Here is a 17,799-nt window from a genome sequence, read left to right as displayed (position 1 = left end):
GTCTGTTTATGCTATAGTAATACTTTGCAAAATTAATGGTTTTATCGCGCGCAACCAAGCAAAAACCTATAATTTTCTATCTCACTGCATAAATGACTTGAAAACAGATGGAGAAAAGCGCAACATCAGCATTTCTACTATGCCGCGCATGGCCAGATAGGCTATCAGCGCCAGCCATAGAGCGTGGTTGTGGAGTGTGGGGGCGAGGGTAAAATAGAGCGTGAAGAACACTATTGCCGCCAGTGCAGTGGACCACAGCATGGGGCGCGTGGCGGTGAGCCCGATGAACAGTCCGTCGAGCAGAAAAGCGGTTACACCGGCGATGGGTATGGCCACAGCCCAGGGCAGATAGGGTAGGGCTGTGCTGATGACAGCGTGCTCGGAGGTAAGTAGGTGGAGCAATGGATTTCCGCCGAAGGCGAAGACGAGGGTGAACACAATGGCGACAATGATGCCCCAGAGAAACAGACGGCGTGTCAAAGTACTGAAAGCCTTGCGGTCGGCGGCTCCGCAGTATTTGCCGCCCAAGGCTTCGGCGGCATAGGCCAGCCCGTCGAGGAAGAAGGAGGTCAGGGTAAACAGGGTGAGCAGCAGGGTGTTGGCAGAGAGCATCAGGGTGCCTTGGCGGGAACCGAAGGAGGTGAAAAACAGGTTGACCATCACCAGAAAGAGCGTGCGCAGGAATATGTCGCGGTTCACTGCAAAGAAGCGGAGCATCCCGTGGTGCCACTTCATGCCTAGCTTGTCGCTGTCGCAGACTTCCACCTTGGCGAGGCTCCTCTTGAGCCACATCAGCGCCATGCCGAAGCCTGTCCATTGGGCTATCATCGTGCCCAAGGCCACTCCCTCGATACGGAGTCCGAATCCGAAGACCAAGATGATGGAAACGAGTAGGTTGGTGATGTTTTGCGCGATGGAGACATACATGGGGATGCGCGTGTTCTGCATGCCGATGAACCATCCGGTAAGGCTGTAGAGTCCCATCACGGCTGGGGCTCCCCATACGCATATAGAAAAGTAGGTGTCGACGGTCGCGCTCACCGTGTCGTCGGGCTGCATGATGAGGGTTGTGGCATGGAAGATTGCCCGCTGGCAGACTATCATTAGCGTGGCTATGATGAGTGCGGCGGTGATGGACTGGCGTAGCAGATGGCGTACCTGCCGGTGGTCGTTTGCGCCCAATGCCTGCGCAGTGAGCCCGCTGGTACCCATGCGTAGAAATCCGAATATCCAGTAGATGACGTTGAACATCATCGAACCTACTGCCACGGCTCCGATATAGACAGCGTTGCCCATGTGTCCCACGATGGCAAGGTCGGCCATGCCCAGCAGGGGTACGGTGATGTTGGTCACCACAGCCGGAATGGCAAGGCCGAATATCTGCTTGTCTATATCTCTCATCGCGGGTTAGAAATTCAACTTGACATCAATGCCCATGTGGAACGGGTTGGCTTGTTGGGCGAAGACAAGTGGTTTGCCGGTTGCACTGCTTTCCACGACGAAGGTGTTGGGGCGGGAATTGGTGATGTTGCGGCCCCACAGACTTACAATGACATTGCCGCACAATGCGTCGCAATGGGCGCCAAGTGTAGCGTCGAATGGCTGGCTCAGGGTGTTGGCCTCGTTCCAGTAGATGCTGCCTTGGGCGGCCATATTGGCACCGATAACCAGGGCATGTATACGTGGGTTGTGCGTGTCGATGCGGTAGTCAATCGTCGAACCCAATGTGTGGCAAGGGATGAAGGGCACGCGGTGATGGCGGTAGTCTATCTGGGTGGTGGTGTTGCCTGTGGTTGCGGCGTCGCGATAGTCTCTGAATGTCGATTGGGTAAAGGCGTAACTGGCTGTCCATGTGAGGTGATTGTCAAGATGACTTCCTCGCAGAGAAAGTTCTCCACCCAGACTGCGGCTACGGCCTGCGTTGACCATCATTCGGCCGAAACCGTAGTTTCCGGCCATCACCGACAACTGCAGGTTGTTCACGTTGGTGAGATAGACGGCCATATCCATCTGGATCTTATTCCCGGGCAGATTGATGTGGGCTCCCAGTTCGTAGTTCCATGTCGTTTCGGGGGCGTAGGCTATGGTTTTCTCGATATCCTTGTAGTCCTCTTCGGTATGGGGTATCTCGTAGTCGCCACGCTGGCTGGAGTTGTTGCTGAGTTCGGTCTGTAGAATGTCTGAAAACATCTGATAATTGTAGCCACCGGCACGATAACCTTTGCTGATGGCACCATAGAGGTTGGAACCGTTATCGCCAAACTTGTAGCTCAATCCTAATTTGGGCAGAAGTTGGTGGAAATCATTGTGGTAACTGTTGCTGAGTTTGGATAAGAGGTGGCTCGAAGCTGCGCTGCCCATCATCATGACGTTGCAGTTCATCTCCGCCCGCGTGTCATAGTCGAGTCTTACCTTGGAGTAATCATAGCGGAGTCCCAAAGTCAGTGTCAGACGGCGCGTGAGGTCGATGTTTGATTCGTGGAATACCCCTTGGTTGAATGTAGGGAGTCGGAACGTGCCTGGGATGACGCCCAAATCGGTGGTAACTGTTATTCCGCCGCGCAGTTCTATCATCTGCTCAGCCATCTGCTTGGCTCTGTCGGGAGCCATGCCAGTTGCCTCGAAGCGTGCCGCCATCGTCTGTACTATAGCTTTATACATGGCGGTTTGGATGGTGGTTCCCAGCATGTTATCCATATCTCCAAAGAACGCAACTGGCGCTTCGGTCTTGTTCCATTGGTATGAGGTAAACGTACCTGTCGTCCACCGCCACGCACGGTTGGTCTCCGGCTCCGTCAAGCCCATCTGCCCCTTGACAACCATCTCGTGCGTAATCGAGTTTTGGTGTTGGCGTTCTTCCATTTGCATGAAGTCGGCAGCCATATAGTCGATATCCATCAGCATGTAGTCCTTGAGATATTGGAAGCTGGTGGTAGAACTGAAGGTGGTGTTTTCCCAACGCTTGGAGATGACTACGCCGGTGTTGAGCATGTTACGGCGATAGTTGGACTGACGGTTGGCGACAGTGGGTTGAGTTTCGCCGTTCCAGAGTCCGTAGGGGAACGCGTTCTGGCGGACGTATTGATAGTCGAGGATATAGTCGACGCTGAAGCCGTTACCTTGCTGATAGATTAGGCGCAGTTTGCCGCCGGCTTCATTGCCTTTATCAGCTCTTTCACCAGTTGTGTTGTTGGTAAAGAAACCTTTCTGACCATTATAGAAACCGGCAAGCGACCAGGCTATGTGTTCGTTGGGCTTCGCATAGTGAGCCACCTCAGCATGACGAGTGAAGTGGGAGCCGACGCCCAGTTTGATTCTTGTGCCTTGATAGTTCATTGGACTGAGGCTATAGGTACGTATCAGTCCGCCCTCAGTGTTGATGCCGTAGAGCGTTCCTTGTGGACCACGCAAGACATCGGCGCGAGCCAACTCATAGTTGTGATAGTTGTACGTACTCTTACTCATCAGCGGCAGACCGTCGGCATAGACGCCCACAGCCGGACTGTTGATGCGTGATCCGATACCGCGAATATAGATAGAGCTGGTATAGCGCGAACCGTAGGAGGGCATCGTAAACGAGGGGACAAAGGCAGAGAGGTCACGTAAGTCGTTCATGGACATACGTTGCAGGTCGTGTGCATCGAACATCGAACTGCTCAATGGCTGCTGACGCAGATAGAATGCCTTTTTAGGTTGTGACACCACTACTACCTCGTCGATATTCACTACTTTTGATGTGTCGTTGGCTACCGGTGTGACGTAGCGCGATTCGCTTGCTGATGCAGCAACGGCCAGCATCAGCGAAATACATGTTGTTACAATTGTCTTGTTATAGTTCATCCTCTTGTATTGTTGTCTTGAACGGCTGCAAAGGTACTCATAATCCTCTGCAATCCCAATCCTCATTTATGAGGAATTGTGCCGCGATGGCGTCATACGTTGAAGGCGCCGCAGTGAGGACATTCGCCTTTTTTGCGTAGCAGTGCGCCACATTTCCCACAGACATAGGTCATGCGGCTATGGGTGCGGTATTGCCTGATGGCGTATATGAAATACAAGACGAGCAGAATATAACCTATAAAATATAAAGAGGTGATGCTGAAGACTATGTAGTCGATGGCGCAAACTGCAGCCAGTCCACTCAGATAGAGTATGGCTTCGCCCGTTGCCAACTGACCGCGCACGTCGTCCAGCACTGCGACACCTACAATCAGCATCGCCCAAACCAGAAGCAGAAATAGCGCCAGTATGGGTGGCACCGACAGCGGGTTGAGTGTCGGGTTGAAGTAGAAGTGCCGCCATACGTCTGGGGCAAATGTCTGGATGCTGGCATAGAGCGTCGCTGCCGACGCCACCAGTAGCGTGAGCAGAGTGGGATAGAAGGAATGGATGTCGCGGAAGTGGACGATGGGTACATCCATACGCTTCAGCTTCCTGATGAGATAAGCGGCAGAGATGACGCATATCACGATAAGGAAAATAAGGAGGTGGGTGTCAGAGAAAGTGGATATGAACTCGGATATGGGATCATCGGGCACGACAGAGCGGAGCAGCTTTCCTTCATGTACCCATCCGAAATGGCGCGAGGCAGTTGCCACCTGTATCCATACAGAGTCTGCCGGGTCCTGTGGCAGTGTGCGATAGTCTGCCACAACCAGATGTTCGCCGTGCCGGACTGTAAATGAGTCGGTGGGCATGTTGCTCAGTACCTCTTCCGGTTGCTGCGCAACGAGCGTAAGCGAGTTTGAGCGTACGATGAAATTATAGTTGACCGTATAATGGTGCAGTGTGTAGAACGACATGGTATCTGTCTGTACGCCAGTGATTTCCCCGGTTACATTCGCGTAACGGTGCGGGCGGTGGTAGCACGACGCCAGCATCGTTATCATCAGCAATAGCAGCGCTGTGTATTTACTCGTTTTCATCATCATTATCCTATTCTTTAGCATAGATATTCATCTGACACTCGTCACAGACAAACTTGAGTTCGAAACATCTTCCGTCGGCAAGGCGCAGGCTCAGAGGCTCTTTCCATTCGGGTTGGCGACCGCCGCGACGCACACAGTAGCCCAGCGCATAGCGCAGACAGTGACGGCACTGCATGATGAGCGGATGTGAGGTCGGCGAGAGCTCGTAGGCAGGAGCCAGCTCATGACGGTGATGCTGTTGGTAGAAGGCGCGGGCTTCGCGGTTGGCTATATTATATAAATAGGTGTGCTGGATGTATTCGCGCTGCCATCCGTTGGGCATCATGGCATCGTCGGCCACCATCTGCTGATTGTCCTGGTTTGAGGTCTGCTCCACAGGAGCCTCTTCGAGTTGTGCCACAACCATTCTTCGCAACTCTGCCAGCAGACTGGACGGGATGAAGAGCATCTCCGCGCCCTCGGCTATGCTCACATCGGCCAGCGTATAGGGCGTGTTGCCCAACTTAGATAGCTGTCTTACGATGTTGTCATGCTGGTTGGTCCGCGCCGGTTGATGTTCAAAGGTCACAGTGGCCCTTGCATGAAGCGCTTCGAGTGCAAAGCCGTCGTCCGTTGTCGATAGGGTCATGTGCAGAGGCAACTTGCGCTCTGCCACAGTTGATGCGAGCAGTTTGGAGAAAGCCACATCGTTGTTGCGGTATAGCGCTGCTCCAGGGCGGAGCGACTGCGGCATGCGCTGGGGGAAGAGACGGTTACCCTCGGCGCGGTTGACGCGGAAGCCCTCAAGCTCGTGATTGCTGTTGAAGAAGCAGAGCCCGTCGCCATTGGCAAACTCAGCCACGCCCGCCACGTTGAACGAGTTGCCGCGTATCTCCTTGACCTTGCCCACATACTCGCCCATGGCCTTGGGGGTGTCAAAACTGGCGATATCTGCCTGGCGGCCGTTGAGGAAGTAATGGGTATAACCTCTATTGAAAGTCTTGCGCAGATTGGGCTCGAAGTGATAGGTCACCTGACCCTTCGAGGCGCGGCAATAGTCGTTGGGACGCTTGCTTACCAGTCTGTCTATCTGCTGCGAGTATGCCGATACAACATTCTTCACATAGTCGGCGTCCTTGAGTCGGCCCTCTATCTTGAACGAACAGGCACCGGCGTCGGCCAGCTGTTCGATGGCATCTATCTGGCACATGTCTTTGAGCGACAGCAGATGGCGCTGGTGCTCTATCTCCCTGCCAGTGGCGTCGACGAGGTCAAACTTGAGTCGGCAGAACTGGGCACACTCGCCGCGGTTGGCGCTTCGGCCGAAGCAGTATTGCGAGGCGTAGCAGACGCCAGAGTAGCTCACGCACAGGGCACCATGGACAAAGACCTCGAGCTCCAGTTCGGGCGAAGCCTTGTGTATCTCGGCTATCTCGTCGAGCGACAACTCGCGAGCCAGCACTACTCTGGTGAAGCCCAGCGACTCCAGCCACAGAGCCTTCTCTGCCGTTCGCGTGTCGCATTGGGTCGAGGCGTGTATAGGCAGAGCCACCCGTCCCACCAGACCCATGTCTTGCAGCAGCAGGGCGTCCACTCCTGCCTCGCGCAGTTGCTCTGCGAGCGCCAGCGTGTCGTCCATCTCGCTGTCGTAGATGATGGTGTTGAGCGTGACATAGACCTTGGCGTCAAAGCGATGCGCATACTGGCACAGCTGGCCGATGTCGTCGACAGAGTTGCCGGCTGCAGCGCGGGCGCCGAAGCGTGCGGCACCGATATACACGGCATCGGCTCCGCAGTCGATGGCTGCGATGCCACATTCCAGGTTCTTGGCGGGAGCCAACAGTTCGAGTTTTCTCATACGTTTATGTTTTCATCTGCCTCTTGACGACAGACATAATGATTGATCCAGTTGTTGTAAAAGAGCGTAGCCGCTGCGCGCCAGTTGCAGTGGGGCTGGGCGCTGGGGTCGTCGTTGGGGTAGTAGTGCTGTGGCAGATTGACATCATCGCGCTTGCCCAGGTCGCGGCGGTACTCGTCGCCAAGTGTCCACACGGGATATTCGAAGTGGCCCAATACATAGAAGTCTCTATGCTGGCGCGAGGCGCAGATGCACAGACCGGCTTCGGCCGACTCGGCGAGGATGTCCACGCCCTCGGTATGCTCGATGTCCGGGCGCCTTATCTCGGTATGGCGGCTGTTGGGCATGCTGAAAGTGTCGTCGAAACCGCTGAATATGGGATGGTGCAGGTCGGCTGGCATTACCGTAAACACGCCGAACCTCTTGGCTGGCAAGAGATACTTGGGGATGCCGTAGAAATGGTAAAGCGCAGCCATTGCTCCCCAGCACAGATAGAGCGTGCTGCGCACGTGGCTGTGGGCCCAGTCCATGATGGCCGTGAGCTCGCGCCAATAGTCTACCTCTTCATAGGCGATGGTCTCTACCGGTGCGCCGGTGACTATCATGCCGTCGAAATGCTCATCTGCCAGTTCGTCGGCATACCGATAGAAGCGTTCCAGATGTTCTGCCGTTGTATTCTTTGAGGTATGCGAGCGCAGCTTCATGAAACTCAACTCTATCTTGTGTGAAGAGTAGGCCAGCACACGCGCCAGGTCGCACTCTGTTTCCTCCTTCTTGGGCATGAGGTTGAGGACCACGATGTGTAGGCGGTCCTCTCGGCGGGCGCAGTCGCGTCCATATCCTTCGATGCCGTCCACGTGTTCGTGGTTCAGGGTCTGGATGGCGGGAATACCTTCGGGTAAATATATGGGCATAACTGTTGTGGAATTACTACTTGTCAATAATGTGGGGCGTTTTACAGTTGCAAAAATAACAAAAACCGATGAAAAACAAGTAGGGCTGTCAAAGTATTTTCTGACAGCCCCCACTTTTATCTTGTCTTACGATGTGTTACCAGAGGTCCAGACGGTTGGCCTTGGGGATATAGAGCTTGTCGCCCTCCTTCACTCCGAAAGCCTCGTACCACGCATCTACATGGGGCAGAGCGCCGTTGACGCGCCATTTACCCAGTGAGTGCGGATCGCGCTTTACGCGGTTGCGTATTTCCTTCTCGGTGATGTTCTGGCCCCAAACTCCAGCGTAGGCGATGAAGAAGCGCTGGTCGGCGGTGAAGCCGTCCTTCTGCTTGAGTGGCTTCTCGGCAGTGGCGTTCTTGTAGGCAGTGAAAGCCAGTTGCAGACCACCGTGGTCGGCGAGGTTTTCGCCCAGCGTGAACTCACCATTGGCGTTGAGGTCGGGCAGTACCTTGATGTTGTTGAAGAAGTTGGCATACATATCGGCACGCTCCTTGAAACCCTCGGCATCCTTGGCGGTCCACCAGTCCTTGAGCATACCGTCGGCATCGTAGAGACGGCCCTTGTCGTCAAACCCGTGGGTCATCTCATGACCTATCACTACGCCGATGGCACCATAGTTGAATGCTTCGTCGGCCTTGGGGTCGAAGAAGGGGTACTGCAGGATGCCCGCAGGGAAGCATATCTCATTGGTGGTTGGGTTGTAATAGGCGTTGACGGTCTGTGGGTTCATAAACCACTCATCGCGGTCAACGGGTTTGCCGGCCTTCTCGGCGATATGCTTGTCGTGGGCGAAGGCGCGACATGCCATCACGTTGTCATAGTAGCTCTTTGATGGGTCTATTGTCAATGCGCTGAAGTCTGTCCACTTGTTGGGATAGCCTATCTTTACGTAGAACTTGTCCAGTTTGCGGTGTGCGTTGGCTTTGGTTTCGCTTCCCATCCACTTCTGGGCGTCGATGCGCTGACCCAAAGCTATCTGCAGGTTGGCCACCAGCTTCTCCATCATCTTCTTTGACGACTCGGGGAAGTAGCGCTGCGTGTAGATTTTGCCCAAAGCCTCGCCCATCTGTGCCTCGACTTGTGCGGTGGCGCGTTTCCATAATGGGTAGTCTTCCTTGCGGCCGCTCATGGTCTTGCCGAAGAAGTCGAAGTTGGCTTCTCTTATCTCGTCGCTGAGGTAGGATGCCGAGCTCATGATGATGTCCCACTCCATGAGCGCCTTGATTTCGTCGGCGGTCTGCAGAGCCACAATCTTGTCCAGGCCCTTCATAAACTCGGGCTGGCCCACGATGAGTGTCTGGATGTAGTCCTTGTTTACGCCCTCTGCCACGCACATTTGCTCGAGTGGGATGTTGGGATAGTGCTCGGCAAACGCCTTCATGGTCATCTTGTTGTAGTTGGCCTCGGGGTCGCGCAGCTCGGTCTCGCTCTTGGAGATAAGGGCTAGGATGGTCTCTTGGCGGAACACGGCGTCGCTCTTCTTCTGGGCCTGGGCGTCGTCAAAACCGTAGAGCCCGAACATGCGGGCGATGTGCTTGCGGAAAGCCTCGCGTATGGCCACCGTGGCAGCGTCGTTGTTGAGATAGTAGTCTTTCTGCTCCAGAGTGAGTCCGCTCTGAGAGATGTGCATGATGTTCATGCTCACATTCTTGGAGTCGGCGCCGAAGTATGAGGCATACTGTACGCCATAGCCCTGGGCGGCATACTTGAGCTGGAGCTCGCGCAGCTGGGCCACGGTAGAGGCGCTCTCTATCTCGTTGAGCAGAGCGGCAACGGGGGCTGTGCCCTCGGTATTGCGTCGCTCTACGTTGAGAGCCAGCTTGTAGAAGTCAGACAGCTTCTGCTCGATGGTGCCGGTGGCATATTTCTTCTTTTCCAGGTCGGAGAGGATAGTGTTGATGCGCTTGCTGTTGTTCTCCTGCAGCTGGTCGAAACTGCCGTAGCGGCTGTAGGCGGCAGGGAGAGGATTGTTCTTCTGCCATCCACCAGTGGCAAACTGATAAAAGTCATCGGCAGGCTTGACGGTTTTGTCAAGGTTTGACATTACCAGTCCCGACTTGTTCTGTCCCATGCCCATGATGGGCGCCGATATCATGAGGACTATCGGAATAATTGGTTTCAGTTTCATTGTATTGTTGTTTGGTTGTTGATTATTCGTTTTTGAGACTCTCGAGCTGTTCGGAGAGTTCCATCCACTGCTCGTTGGCCTGCTCGAGGGCCTGGTGGGTGGTGGTATACTCGGTCACGAGTTCCATGTCGGCTGCGTTCTCAGGCTGCATGAGCAGGGCGTCGAGTTCCTTGAGCCTCGTCTCCATCGTGGCAATCTTGCGTTCGCACTCTTCTACCGACTTCTGCGCCTTACGTATGCGCTTCTGCTGTTCCTTGTGCTCGGCATAGGAAATCTTCTGCTGGCTCTGGGGCTGTTCTACAGGCTTGGACGGTGCCACTACTGGCTGTGCAGCCAGTGCCTCGTGGATGCTGTCGGCATTGTGGGCACGCAGATAGTCGTAGATGCCACCGAGGTGCTCGCGCACATGGCCTTGGCCGAACTCATAGACCTTGGTGACCAGACCGTCGAGGAATTCACGGTCGTGGCTCACGATGATGGCTGTGCCGTCGAAGGCGCGGATGGCCTCTTTGAGCACATCCTTGGACTGCATGTCCAGGTGGTTGGTGGGCTCGTCGAGGATGAGCAGATTGACGGGCTCCATGAGCAGACGTATCATGGCGAGACGGCTGCGCTCGCCGCCGCTGAGCACCTTGACCTTCTTCTCAGAGGTCTCGCCGCCAAACATGAATGCACCCAAGAGGTCGTTGATCTTCAGGCGCATGTCGCCGGTGGCTACGCGGTCTATGGTGTCGTAGATGGTGATGTTTTCGTCGAGCAGCTGGGCCTGGTTCTGGGCAAAATAGCCTATCTGCACGTTGTGGCCTATCTTGAGGGTGCCGTCGAAGGGGATTTCGCCCATGATACACTTGACGAGTGTAGACTTGCCCTCGCCGTTCTTGCCCACAAAGGCCACCTTCTCGCCCCGCTTGATGGTGAGCGTCACGCCCGAGAAGACGTTGTGGTCACCGTAGGTCTTGGCTACCTCGTCGCAGATGACGGGATAGTCGCCGCTGCGCAGACATGGGGGGAACTTGAGGTGCATGGCAGAATTGTCGACCTCGTCAATCTCGATGGGAACTATCTTTTCCAACTGCTTGAGGCGGCTCTGCACCTGCACGGCTTTGGTCGCTTTGTAGCGGAAACGCTCTACAAAGTCCTTGATGTCGGCTATCTCTTTCTGCTGGTTCTCGTAGGCGCGCAGCTGCTGCTCACGGCGCTCGGCGCGCAGCACCACATACTGGTCGTATTTGACCTTGTAGTCTTCGATGTGGCCGCAGGTTATCTCGATGGTGCGGTTGGTGACATTGTTGATGAAGGCGCGGTCGTGGCTCACCAGCACCACGGCTTTGGCAGACTGGGCGAGAAACTGCTCAAGCCACTGTATGCTCTCGATGTCGAGGTGGTTGGTGGGCTCGTCGAGCAAGAGCACGTCGGGCTGTTGCAAGAGAATCTTGGCGAGCTCGATGCGCATGCGCCAGCCACCGGAGAACTCGCGCGTGGGGCGGTCGAAGTCGCTGCGTTGGAAGCCCAAACCGGTGAGGGTGCGCTCGAGGGTGGCTTCGTAGTTGTCGCCGCCGAGCATCATGTAGCGGTCGTGCTCGAGAGTGAACTTCTCGACCAACTGGGCATAGCTCTCGCTCTCATAGTCGGTGCGGTCGGCCATCTCCTGCTGCAGCCGCTCGATGCGCTCCTTCATGCGGGTGGTGTGGATGAAGGCTTTGCGGGCCTCTTCGATGACGGTGGTGTCGTCGGCGAGTTTCATCACCTGGGGCAGATAGCCTATGGTGGTGTCGTTGGGGATGGCTACGGTGCCCGAGGTGGGCTTCTGCTCTCCGCAGAGTATCTTGAGCATGGTCGATTTGCCGGCGCCGTTCTTGCCCACGAGCGCTATGCGGTCGCGGTCGTTGATGACGAAACTCACGTCATGGAAGAGCGGGCGGGCGCTGAACTCTACAGCGAGATTTTCTATAGAAATCATATTTCTGGTCTTCAATATGCTTGCACGGCTCTGTCTTGCTGGGGCGCAGACGGCAGACAGGGCGTGGCGGTATGTTTATATATTCGGTTTAACTATAGTTCGCGCAGCGGGCATGACGCGCAGACCCGTAGGCGCGACCTCTGTTAGTAAGGTGCAAAATTACGCTTTTTTTTTGTTAAAACCTAACTATCACCGCTTTTTCTCCCGACATCGGGGGAGATAAGGTTGTGGCTGTGGGGGATGGAGCTGGTGGAGGGGCTGTATGCTCGCCTATAGTGGAAATCTTCAGCGGTCGGCCTCTGGCATGTAGCATCAATAGCGCCGTCGCGGCAAAGTTTAACGCAATGGCTTTCAAGTAGTTTCCAAACTACGATTTACTTGTTTCAAACTGCGAATTACACTTTTCGCGATGCGAAACAAACAAATCGCACCACGATTTCTCCATTTCCAACCCTGCAAATACTTTGTCGATGGTCAGTGCAGAAATGGAGATGGACTCTCTTCGTGCGAGCGGATGTCTGGTGCGATTGTGCTGGGTCGCGGCAACAAAAAACGGGAAGAGTAGCCCCTTCCCGTTGATAGTTTTTGTAGATAATATTTATCCGATGAGTCCGGCCTTACCGATGAAGTAGAGCACGGTGTAGCCGAGAACCATGCTGATGATGCCCATGGTGATACCCGTCTTGAGCATATCGTTCTGCTTGACCAGTCCGGTAGAGAAGGCGATAGCGTTAGGAGGAGTAGAGATGGGGAGACACATGGCGCTGGATGCAGCAAGGGCAATACCGATGATGATGGTAGAGGTGCCGCCAATGGTGCCCAGCTTGTCGCCCATACCTGTACAAACGACAGCAAGGATTGGAACCAGAAGAGCTGCGGTGGCAGTGTTGCTGATAAAGTTGCTGAGGAAGTAGCAGATAAGTCCAGAGATGAGCAATATGGCGATGGGAGAGAACTCGCCGAAAGGTATACTCTCGATAGCGCGGTCGGCAAGTCCGGTGCCGTTCATGCCCAGTCCGAGGGCGAAACCACCGGCAACCATCCAGATAACGCTCCAGTCAATCTTCTGCAAGTCTTTGCCATTGATGACTCCTGTAAGTGCGAATACACCCATAGGAATGATGGCTACAGTGTTGGCGTCGACACCAGTGACACGGTCGAGCAGCCACATGAGGATGGTGACGATGAAGGTGATGCATACCACCCACATACGCCAGCCGTGAGAAACATGACCCTCAATCTTGAGTTCGATGGTCTTCTGAGTGAAGGGGAAGAACTTGAGGATAAGGCGCCAGCTGATGAACAGGATGATGATGACCAGCGGGAACATGAATGACATCCACTGTCCGAAGCTGATGTTAAGATGCAGCTGCTCATTGAGGGCCTGCAGGGCGATGGCATTGGGAGGTGTACCGATAGGAGTGGCCATACCACCGATATTGGCGGCGATTGGGATGCTCATCGTCAGCGCGATGCGTCCCTTTCCGTTGGCGGGAAGGGCGGCGAAGACAGGGGTAAGGAAGGTGAGCATCATGGCGGCGGTAGCTGTATTGGACACGAACATCGAGAAGACGCCTGTGATGAGTAGGAAGCCCAACAGCACGTTCTCGCTCTTGTTGCCGAAGGGACGGATAAGGTTCTTGGCAAGCAGCACGTCAAGACCCGACTTGGTGGCTGCGATGGCAAGGATGAAACCGCCGAGGAAGAGCATGATGACGGGGTTGGCGAAGGTGGCCATGATGTCCTTGGACTTGAGAAGCTCGCCAAAGGCTTCGCCCTCGCCCTTGAAGCAGGCGATGGAGTTGTCAGACAGAGTGAGACACATTACTGATATGATGGCCAGTGAGGTTGCCCAAGAGGGAATGGCCTCGAACAGCCATGAAAGAGTAGCGAAGACAAAGATGGCTATAACGCGCTGCTGGATAACGGTAAGGCCCTCAATGCCAAAGCAGGTGATTGGGAGGTTCCAGATGAGGGCGGTAACGGCAATGATGCCGAGCAGCTGCCATACCTTTTTCATCTCAATCTTGTTTGAAAGAACATTTTCTTCAGACATAATCTTTAAGTTTTTAGTTGTTATTATTAGTTATTATGATGTTTACGAATGTCAGGTTCAATTGGGTAGGTGTATTTCTGGTATATATATCCATGTGCGGCATCGGCGCAGGGCCGGTGACGCACATGGATGATATGGAGGTTTACTTGATGTTGGGCTCTTCAAGGTGCAGTCCCTTCTTCTTGTCAACAACCTTGAGGACAAGGCCGATGATGAGCGCGGCAACACCCAAGCCAGCCAGCATCACCAATGGGGCGGTGTAGTTGAGCTCGGTAGCATTGGTAACTCCCTTGTTGGTCATGGTGAGGACCTTGCCGATGAGCAGGGGGAACAGCCACAGGCCGATATTCTGTATCCAGAAGATGAGGGCGTAGGCAGAGCCGATGATTTTGGCGTCTACCAGCTTGGGCACGCTTGGCCACAGAGAGGCGGGGGCAAGAGAGAACGATGCGCCGAGAACGAGGATGGTCACGTAGGCCACAATGACTCCGCCTACCTGATTGCCCTTGAACTCGGGCAGAATGAAGGCGAAGGTAAGGTGGCAGGCGATAAGCAGCAGTGAACCCAGAACGAGCATAGAGGCAGCCTTACCCTTATGGTCTACATAGTTGCCCAGGATGGGGGTAATGCCCACGGCAAGCAGTGGGAACACGGCAAAGATAGACTCGGCAGACTGACGCATGTAGCCCATGTAGCAGTAGGTGACAAGGGATACGATGGACAGGCAGAGCACTCCGTACTTGAAGCTCTTGTTCTTGAGGAAGTTGAACATAAACGCTGTAACAGCCACCACAAGCATGATGACATACTGGATGATGGTAACAGACGAGGATGCCCAGAAGGAGTCGGCGGGAACCTCAGTAAATGAGAGGTTGCACTGCAGCATGTTTACAGCGTACTTCTGGAAGGGGAAGATAGCTGAATAGTAGAGTACGCAGAGCAATGATACGAGCCAGAAACCACTGCTGGTGAGTATCTGTCCCAAGTCGCTGATTTTGAAAGGGTCGTCTTTCTCTTCGGCTTCGCCGGTCTGCGCGTCGAGTTTCTTGTCCATAAAGAAATAGACAACGAGCATAATCATGGCGATGCAAAGCAGCACAACGCCGAAAGCCACAGAGCGTGATACGCTAACGACTCCGCCGAGCTTGGCGAAGAAGGGCGAGAATATCATGCAGGTGGCTACGCCCAGGCGGGCCAATGCCATCTCAGAGCCCATGGCCAATGCCATCTCGCGGCCCTTGAACCACTTGACGATACCACGCGATACGGTGATGCCGCCCATCTCGGCTCCGCAGCCGAAGAGCATAAATCCACAGGCTGCCAACTTGGCAGATGCGGGCATACCCTCATAGAACGGCGATACGTTCAACTGCTCGAAGACGGGGATGTGGTTGAGGTTATTGGTAAACCAGGTCTCAAGGTCGCTGCCGATAAAGCTGTCGCTGATGGCATACCACTTGATGATGGCTCCCAAAAGCATCACGCCTCCAGAGAGGAGGGCTGTAAAGCGAACGCCCATCTTGTCGAGGATGATGCCTGCAAAAATCAGGAAGAAGACAAATACGTTGAGGAAAGTCTCCGAGCCCTGCATGGTACCGAAGGCGTCAGAGTCCCAGCCTCGCTGTGTCTGCATCAGGTCTTTAATGGGCGAAAGGATGTCCATAAAGATGTAGGCACAGAACATGGCCAAAGCCAAGAGCAACAGGGCCATCCAGCGGATGGCGGCCGAGTCGCGCAGTGTTTTTTGTGTTGTTGTCATTGCTTATATCTTTTTATTGTTTATTTCTTTAACCAGCGGTCAAGCCATGAGAAAAAGGTGCGCTGCCACAGTACACCGTTCTGTGGTTTAAGAACCCAGTGGTTTTCATCAGGGAAAAGGAGCAGTTCGGCAGGGATACCTTTGAGGCGGGCTGCATTGAAGGCACCGAAGCCCTGATTGGCATTGATGCGATAGTCTTTCTCGCCATGGATGCAGAGGATGGGGGTGTCCCAATTATCGACAGCCTTGTGGGGACTGTTGGCATAAGTGCGGCGTGCACGCTCGGTCTGGTCCTTGTTCCAGTAGGCGTCGTCGTATTCCCAGTTGGAGAACCAGGCTTCCTCCGTATCGGTGTACATGGACTCAAGGTTGAAGGCTCCGTCATGAGCGATGAAGCACTTGAAACGTTTGTCATGATGGCCGGCAAGGTAATAGACAGAGAAGCCACCGAAGCTGGCGCCCACGGCCCCCAGACGGTCTTTGTCAACATAGGGGAGATTGTTGGCGGCATCGTCGATGGCGCTGAGGTAATCTTTCATGCACTGGCCGGTCCAGTCGCCGCTGATATCTTCGTTCCACTTGCTGCCGAAGCCTGGCAGACCGCGGCGGTTGGGGGCTACGACGACATAGCCGTTGGCTGCCATAATCTGCATATTCCATCGGTAACTCCAGAACTGTGATACGGGACTTTGGGGACCGCCTTCACAGAAGAGGAGGGTAGGATATTTCTTGTTGGGGTCGAAGTGGGGAGGAAGGATTATCCATACCAGCATATCTTTGTTGTCAGTGGTTTTCACCCATCGAGGTTCAACCTTTCCGACTGCAAATTGGTCAAAAATATGCTTGTTTTCATCTGTAATCTGTGTGATTTCAGTCTTCTTCTTGGGGTTGATGACAAAAATGTCATCGGGGTGGCTCATCGAATGACGGGTAACAAGCAACTTCTTGGTGTTACCTATCATCTGGAGGCTGCCGTAGTCGTATTGGCCTTCGGTAACCTGATGGACTTCTCCGCGAAGATTAGTCTGGTAGATGTTGGCACATCCATGCCATACGGAAATGAAGTAGATACTCTTGTTGTCAGAGTTCCAGCAGAATGCATCGACATTGGTGTCGAGCTTCTCGCTGACGTATTCTTTCTTGCCAGTGGCCAAATCATACACCAGTAGACGGTTGCGGTCGCTCTCATAGCCATTGTGTGCCATGCTGAGCCAAGCAACATACTTGCCGTCGGGTGAGAAACAAGGTGCAGTGTCATAGCCTACGTTCATATCACCATCCTGATGATTGACGGGCTGGTCCTTCATCGATTTGGTTGGATTAATGGCTGGTTCTTTATAGTCGGCAGGCTTGCAGAGATTGCGGGTGGTGTGGCTGTCGATATCATACAGGTAGATATCGGCGTCGGTAGAAATGGCGTAATGCAAGCCAGTACGCTTACGGGAAGAGTAAGCAATCTGCTTTGAGTCGGGGCTCCATGCAAGTTGCTCAATACCACCGAAAGGAGCAGAGGGACACTCGTAGGGTTCACCCTCCATAATGTCGATACCGTCGGTGATGGCATTGTCGTTGACAGCAGCCATGAAGGGATGGGCGATGGTCTCAACGTAATGGTCCCAATGACGGTAGTTCAGGTCTGTGATGACACGGCCGGTAGCCTTGGGCAAGTCAGAAGGATTCTTCTTGATGATGTCATTATAGGGAATTGACTTGATAAGAATTACCTTGTTTCCGTCGGGCGAGAAACTGAATCCCTCGATATCCAAAGCCGAGTGAGTGAGTTGCTTGCGGTCTGTGCCATCAGGATTCATTTTCCACAGCTGGCCACCAGAAAGGTAGGCAATCTTGCTTCCGCCTTCTATCCAGGCGGCGTCGCTCTCGCTCTTGGCGCCAGTGGTGAGCATACGCTTGGCAGTGCCGTCCACGTTCATTACATGCAAGGTCTGCTGCCCTTTGTTCTTTTCTACGCTGTAGTAACCTACCTGGTATACCACTTGCTTGCCATTGGGCGAAACCTGAGCTCCACCTATGCGTCCCATAGCCCATAAGGCTTCGGGAGTCATGAGGTCTGAACTGAGTTTGATGTCACTTTTACCAATCATGGTCTGTGCGTTTGCAAAATTGCCGCCCATCCATAGGGCGGCAACTAATGCTATAGTTTTGGCTATCATCATA

The 17,799-nt window shown here is 54.1% G+C and carries 10 protein-coding genes; all 10 read right to left on the bottom strand.

The annotated features are described in order from the left end of the window. Positions 1 to 81 precede the first annotated feature (81 nt). The gene (locus tag CIK95_RS12360; RefSeq protein ID WP_094388244.1) at positions 82 to 1,401 is read right to left on the bottom strand and encodes an MATE family efflux transporter; all 1,320 of its coding nucleotides are present in this window, start codon (positions 1,399 to 1,401) and stop codon (positions 82 to 84) included. Between the two features lie 6 nt (positions 1,402 to 1,407). Further along, positions 1,408 to 3,840 carry a TonB-dependent receptor gene (locus CIK95_RS12355; RefSeq protein WP_254046471.1) on the bottom strand — a complete coding sequence of 811 codons (2,433 nt, stop codon included), beginning with the start codon at positions 3,838 to 3,840 and terminating at the stop codon, positions 1,408 to 1,410. 92 nt (positions 3,841 to 3,932) lie between these two features. Next, positions 3,933 to 4,928 (bottom strand): beta-carotene 15,15'-monooxygenase, encoded by a 996-nt coding sequence (locus tag CIK95_RS12350; protein WP_094467169.1) that lies wholly within the window; start codon positions 4,926 to 4,928, stop codon positions 3,933 to 3,935. A 7-nt stretch (positions 4,929 to 4,935) separates the two neighbouring features. After that, positions 4,936 to 6,765: a U32 family peptidase gene (locus CIK95_RS12345; protein WP_094467145.1), complete on the bottom strand. Its 1,830-nt coding sequence runs from the start codon at positions 6,763 to 6,765 to the stop codon at positions 4,936 to 4,938. Continuing rightward, a complete protein-coding gene (locus CIK95_RS12340; protein WP_094388246.1) occupies positions 6,762 to 7,679 on the bottom strand; it encodes a homoserine O-succinyltransferase in 918 nt (305 codons plus the stop codon). Before CIK95_RS12340 ends, CIK95_RS12345 begins: the two co-directional genes overlap by 4 nt. A gap of 136 nt (positions 7,680 to 7,815) precedes the next feature. Then, positions 7,816 to 9,849 carry a M13 family metallopeptidase gene (locus CIK95_RS12335; protein WP_094388247.1) on the bottom strand — a complete coding sequence of 678 codons (2,034 nt, stop codon included), beginning with the start codon at positions 9,847 to 9,849 and terminating at the stop codon, positions 7,816 to 7,818. 22 nt (positions 9,850 to 9,871) lie between these two features. Continuing rightward, entirely contained in the window at positions 9,872 to 11,809 is a 1,938-nt protein-coding gene (locus CIK95_RS12330; protein WP_094467144.1) for an ABC-F family ATP-binding cassette domain-containing protein, read from the bottom strand. Between the two features lie 598 nt (positions 11,810 to 12,407). After that, the gene (locus tag CIK95_RS12325) at positions 12,408 to 13,865 is read right to left on the bottom strand and encodes a DASS family sodium-coupled anion symporter (RefSeq protein ID WP_094467143.1); all 1,458 of its coding nucleotides are present in this window, start codon (positions 13,863 to 13,865) and stop codon (positions 12,408 to 12,410) included. Between the two features lie 142 nt (positions 13,866 to 14,007). Continuing rightward, positions 14,008 to 15,624, bottom strand: coding sequence for an MFS transporter (locus tag CIK95_RS12320; protein WP_094467142.1), 1,617 nt, complete (start codon positions 15,622 to 15,624; stop codon positions 14,008 to 14,010). 20 nt (positions 15,625 to 15,644) lie between these two features. After that, positions 15,645 to 17,795, bottom strand: a complete 2,151-nt coding sequence (locus tag CIK95_RS12315; protein WP_094467168.1) for a S9 family peptidase — start codon at positions 17,793 to 17,795, stop codon at positions 15,645 to 15,647. Positions 17,796 to 17,799: the final 4 nt, after the last annotated feature.

Origin of the sequence: Prevotella sp. P5-108 (assembly GCF_002251385.1) — a bacterium.
GTDB lineage: Bacteria > Bacteroidota > Bacteroidia > Bacteroidales > Bacteroidaceae > Prevotella.
This window is presented reverse-complemented; position numbering and strand designations above follow the sequence as displayed.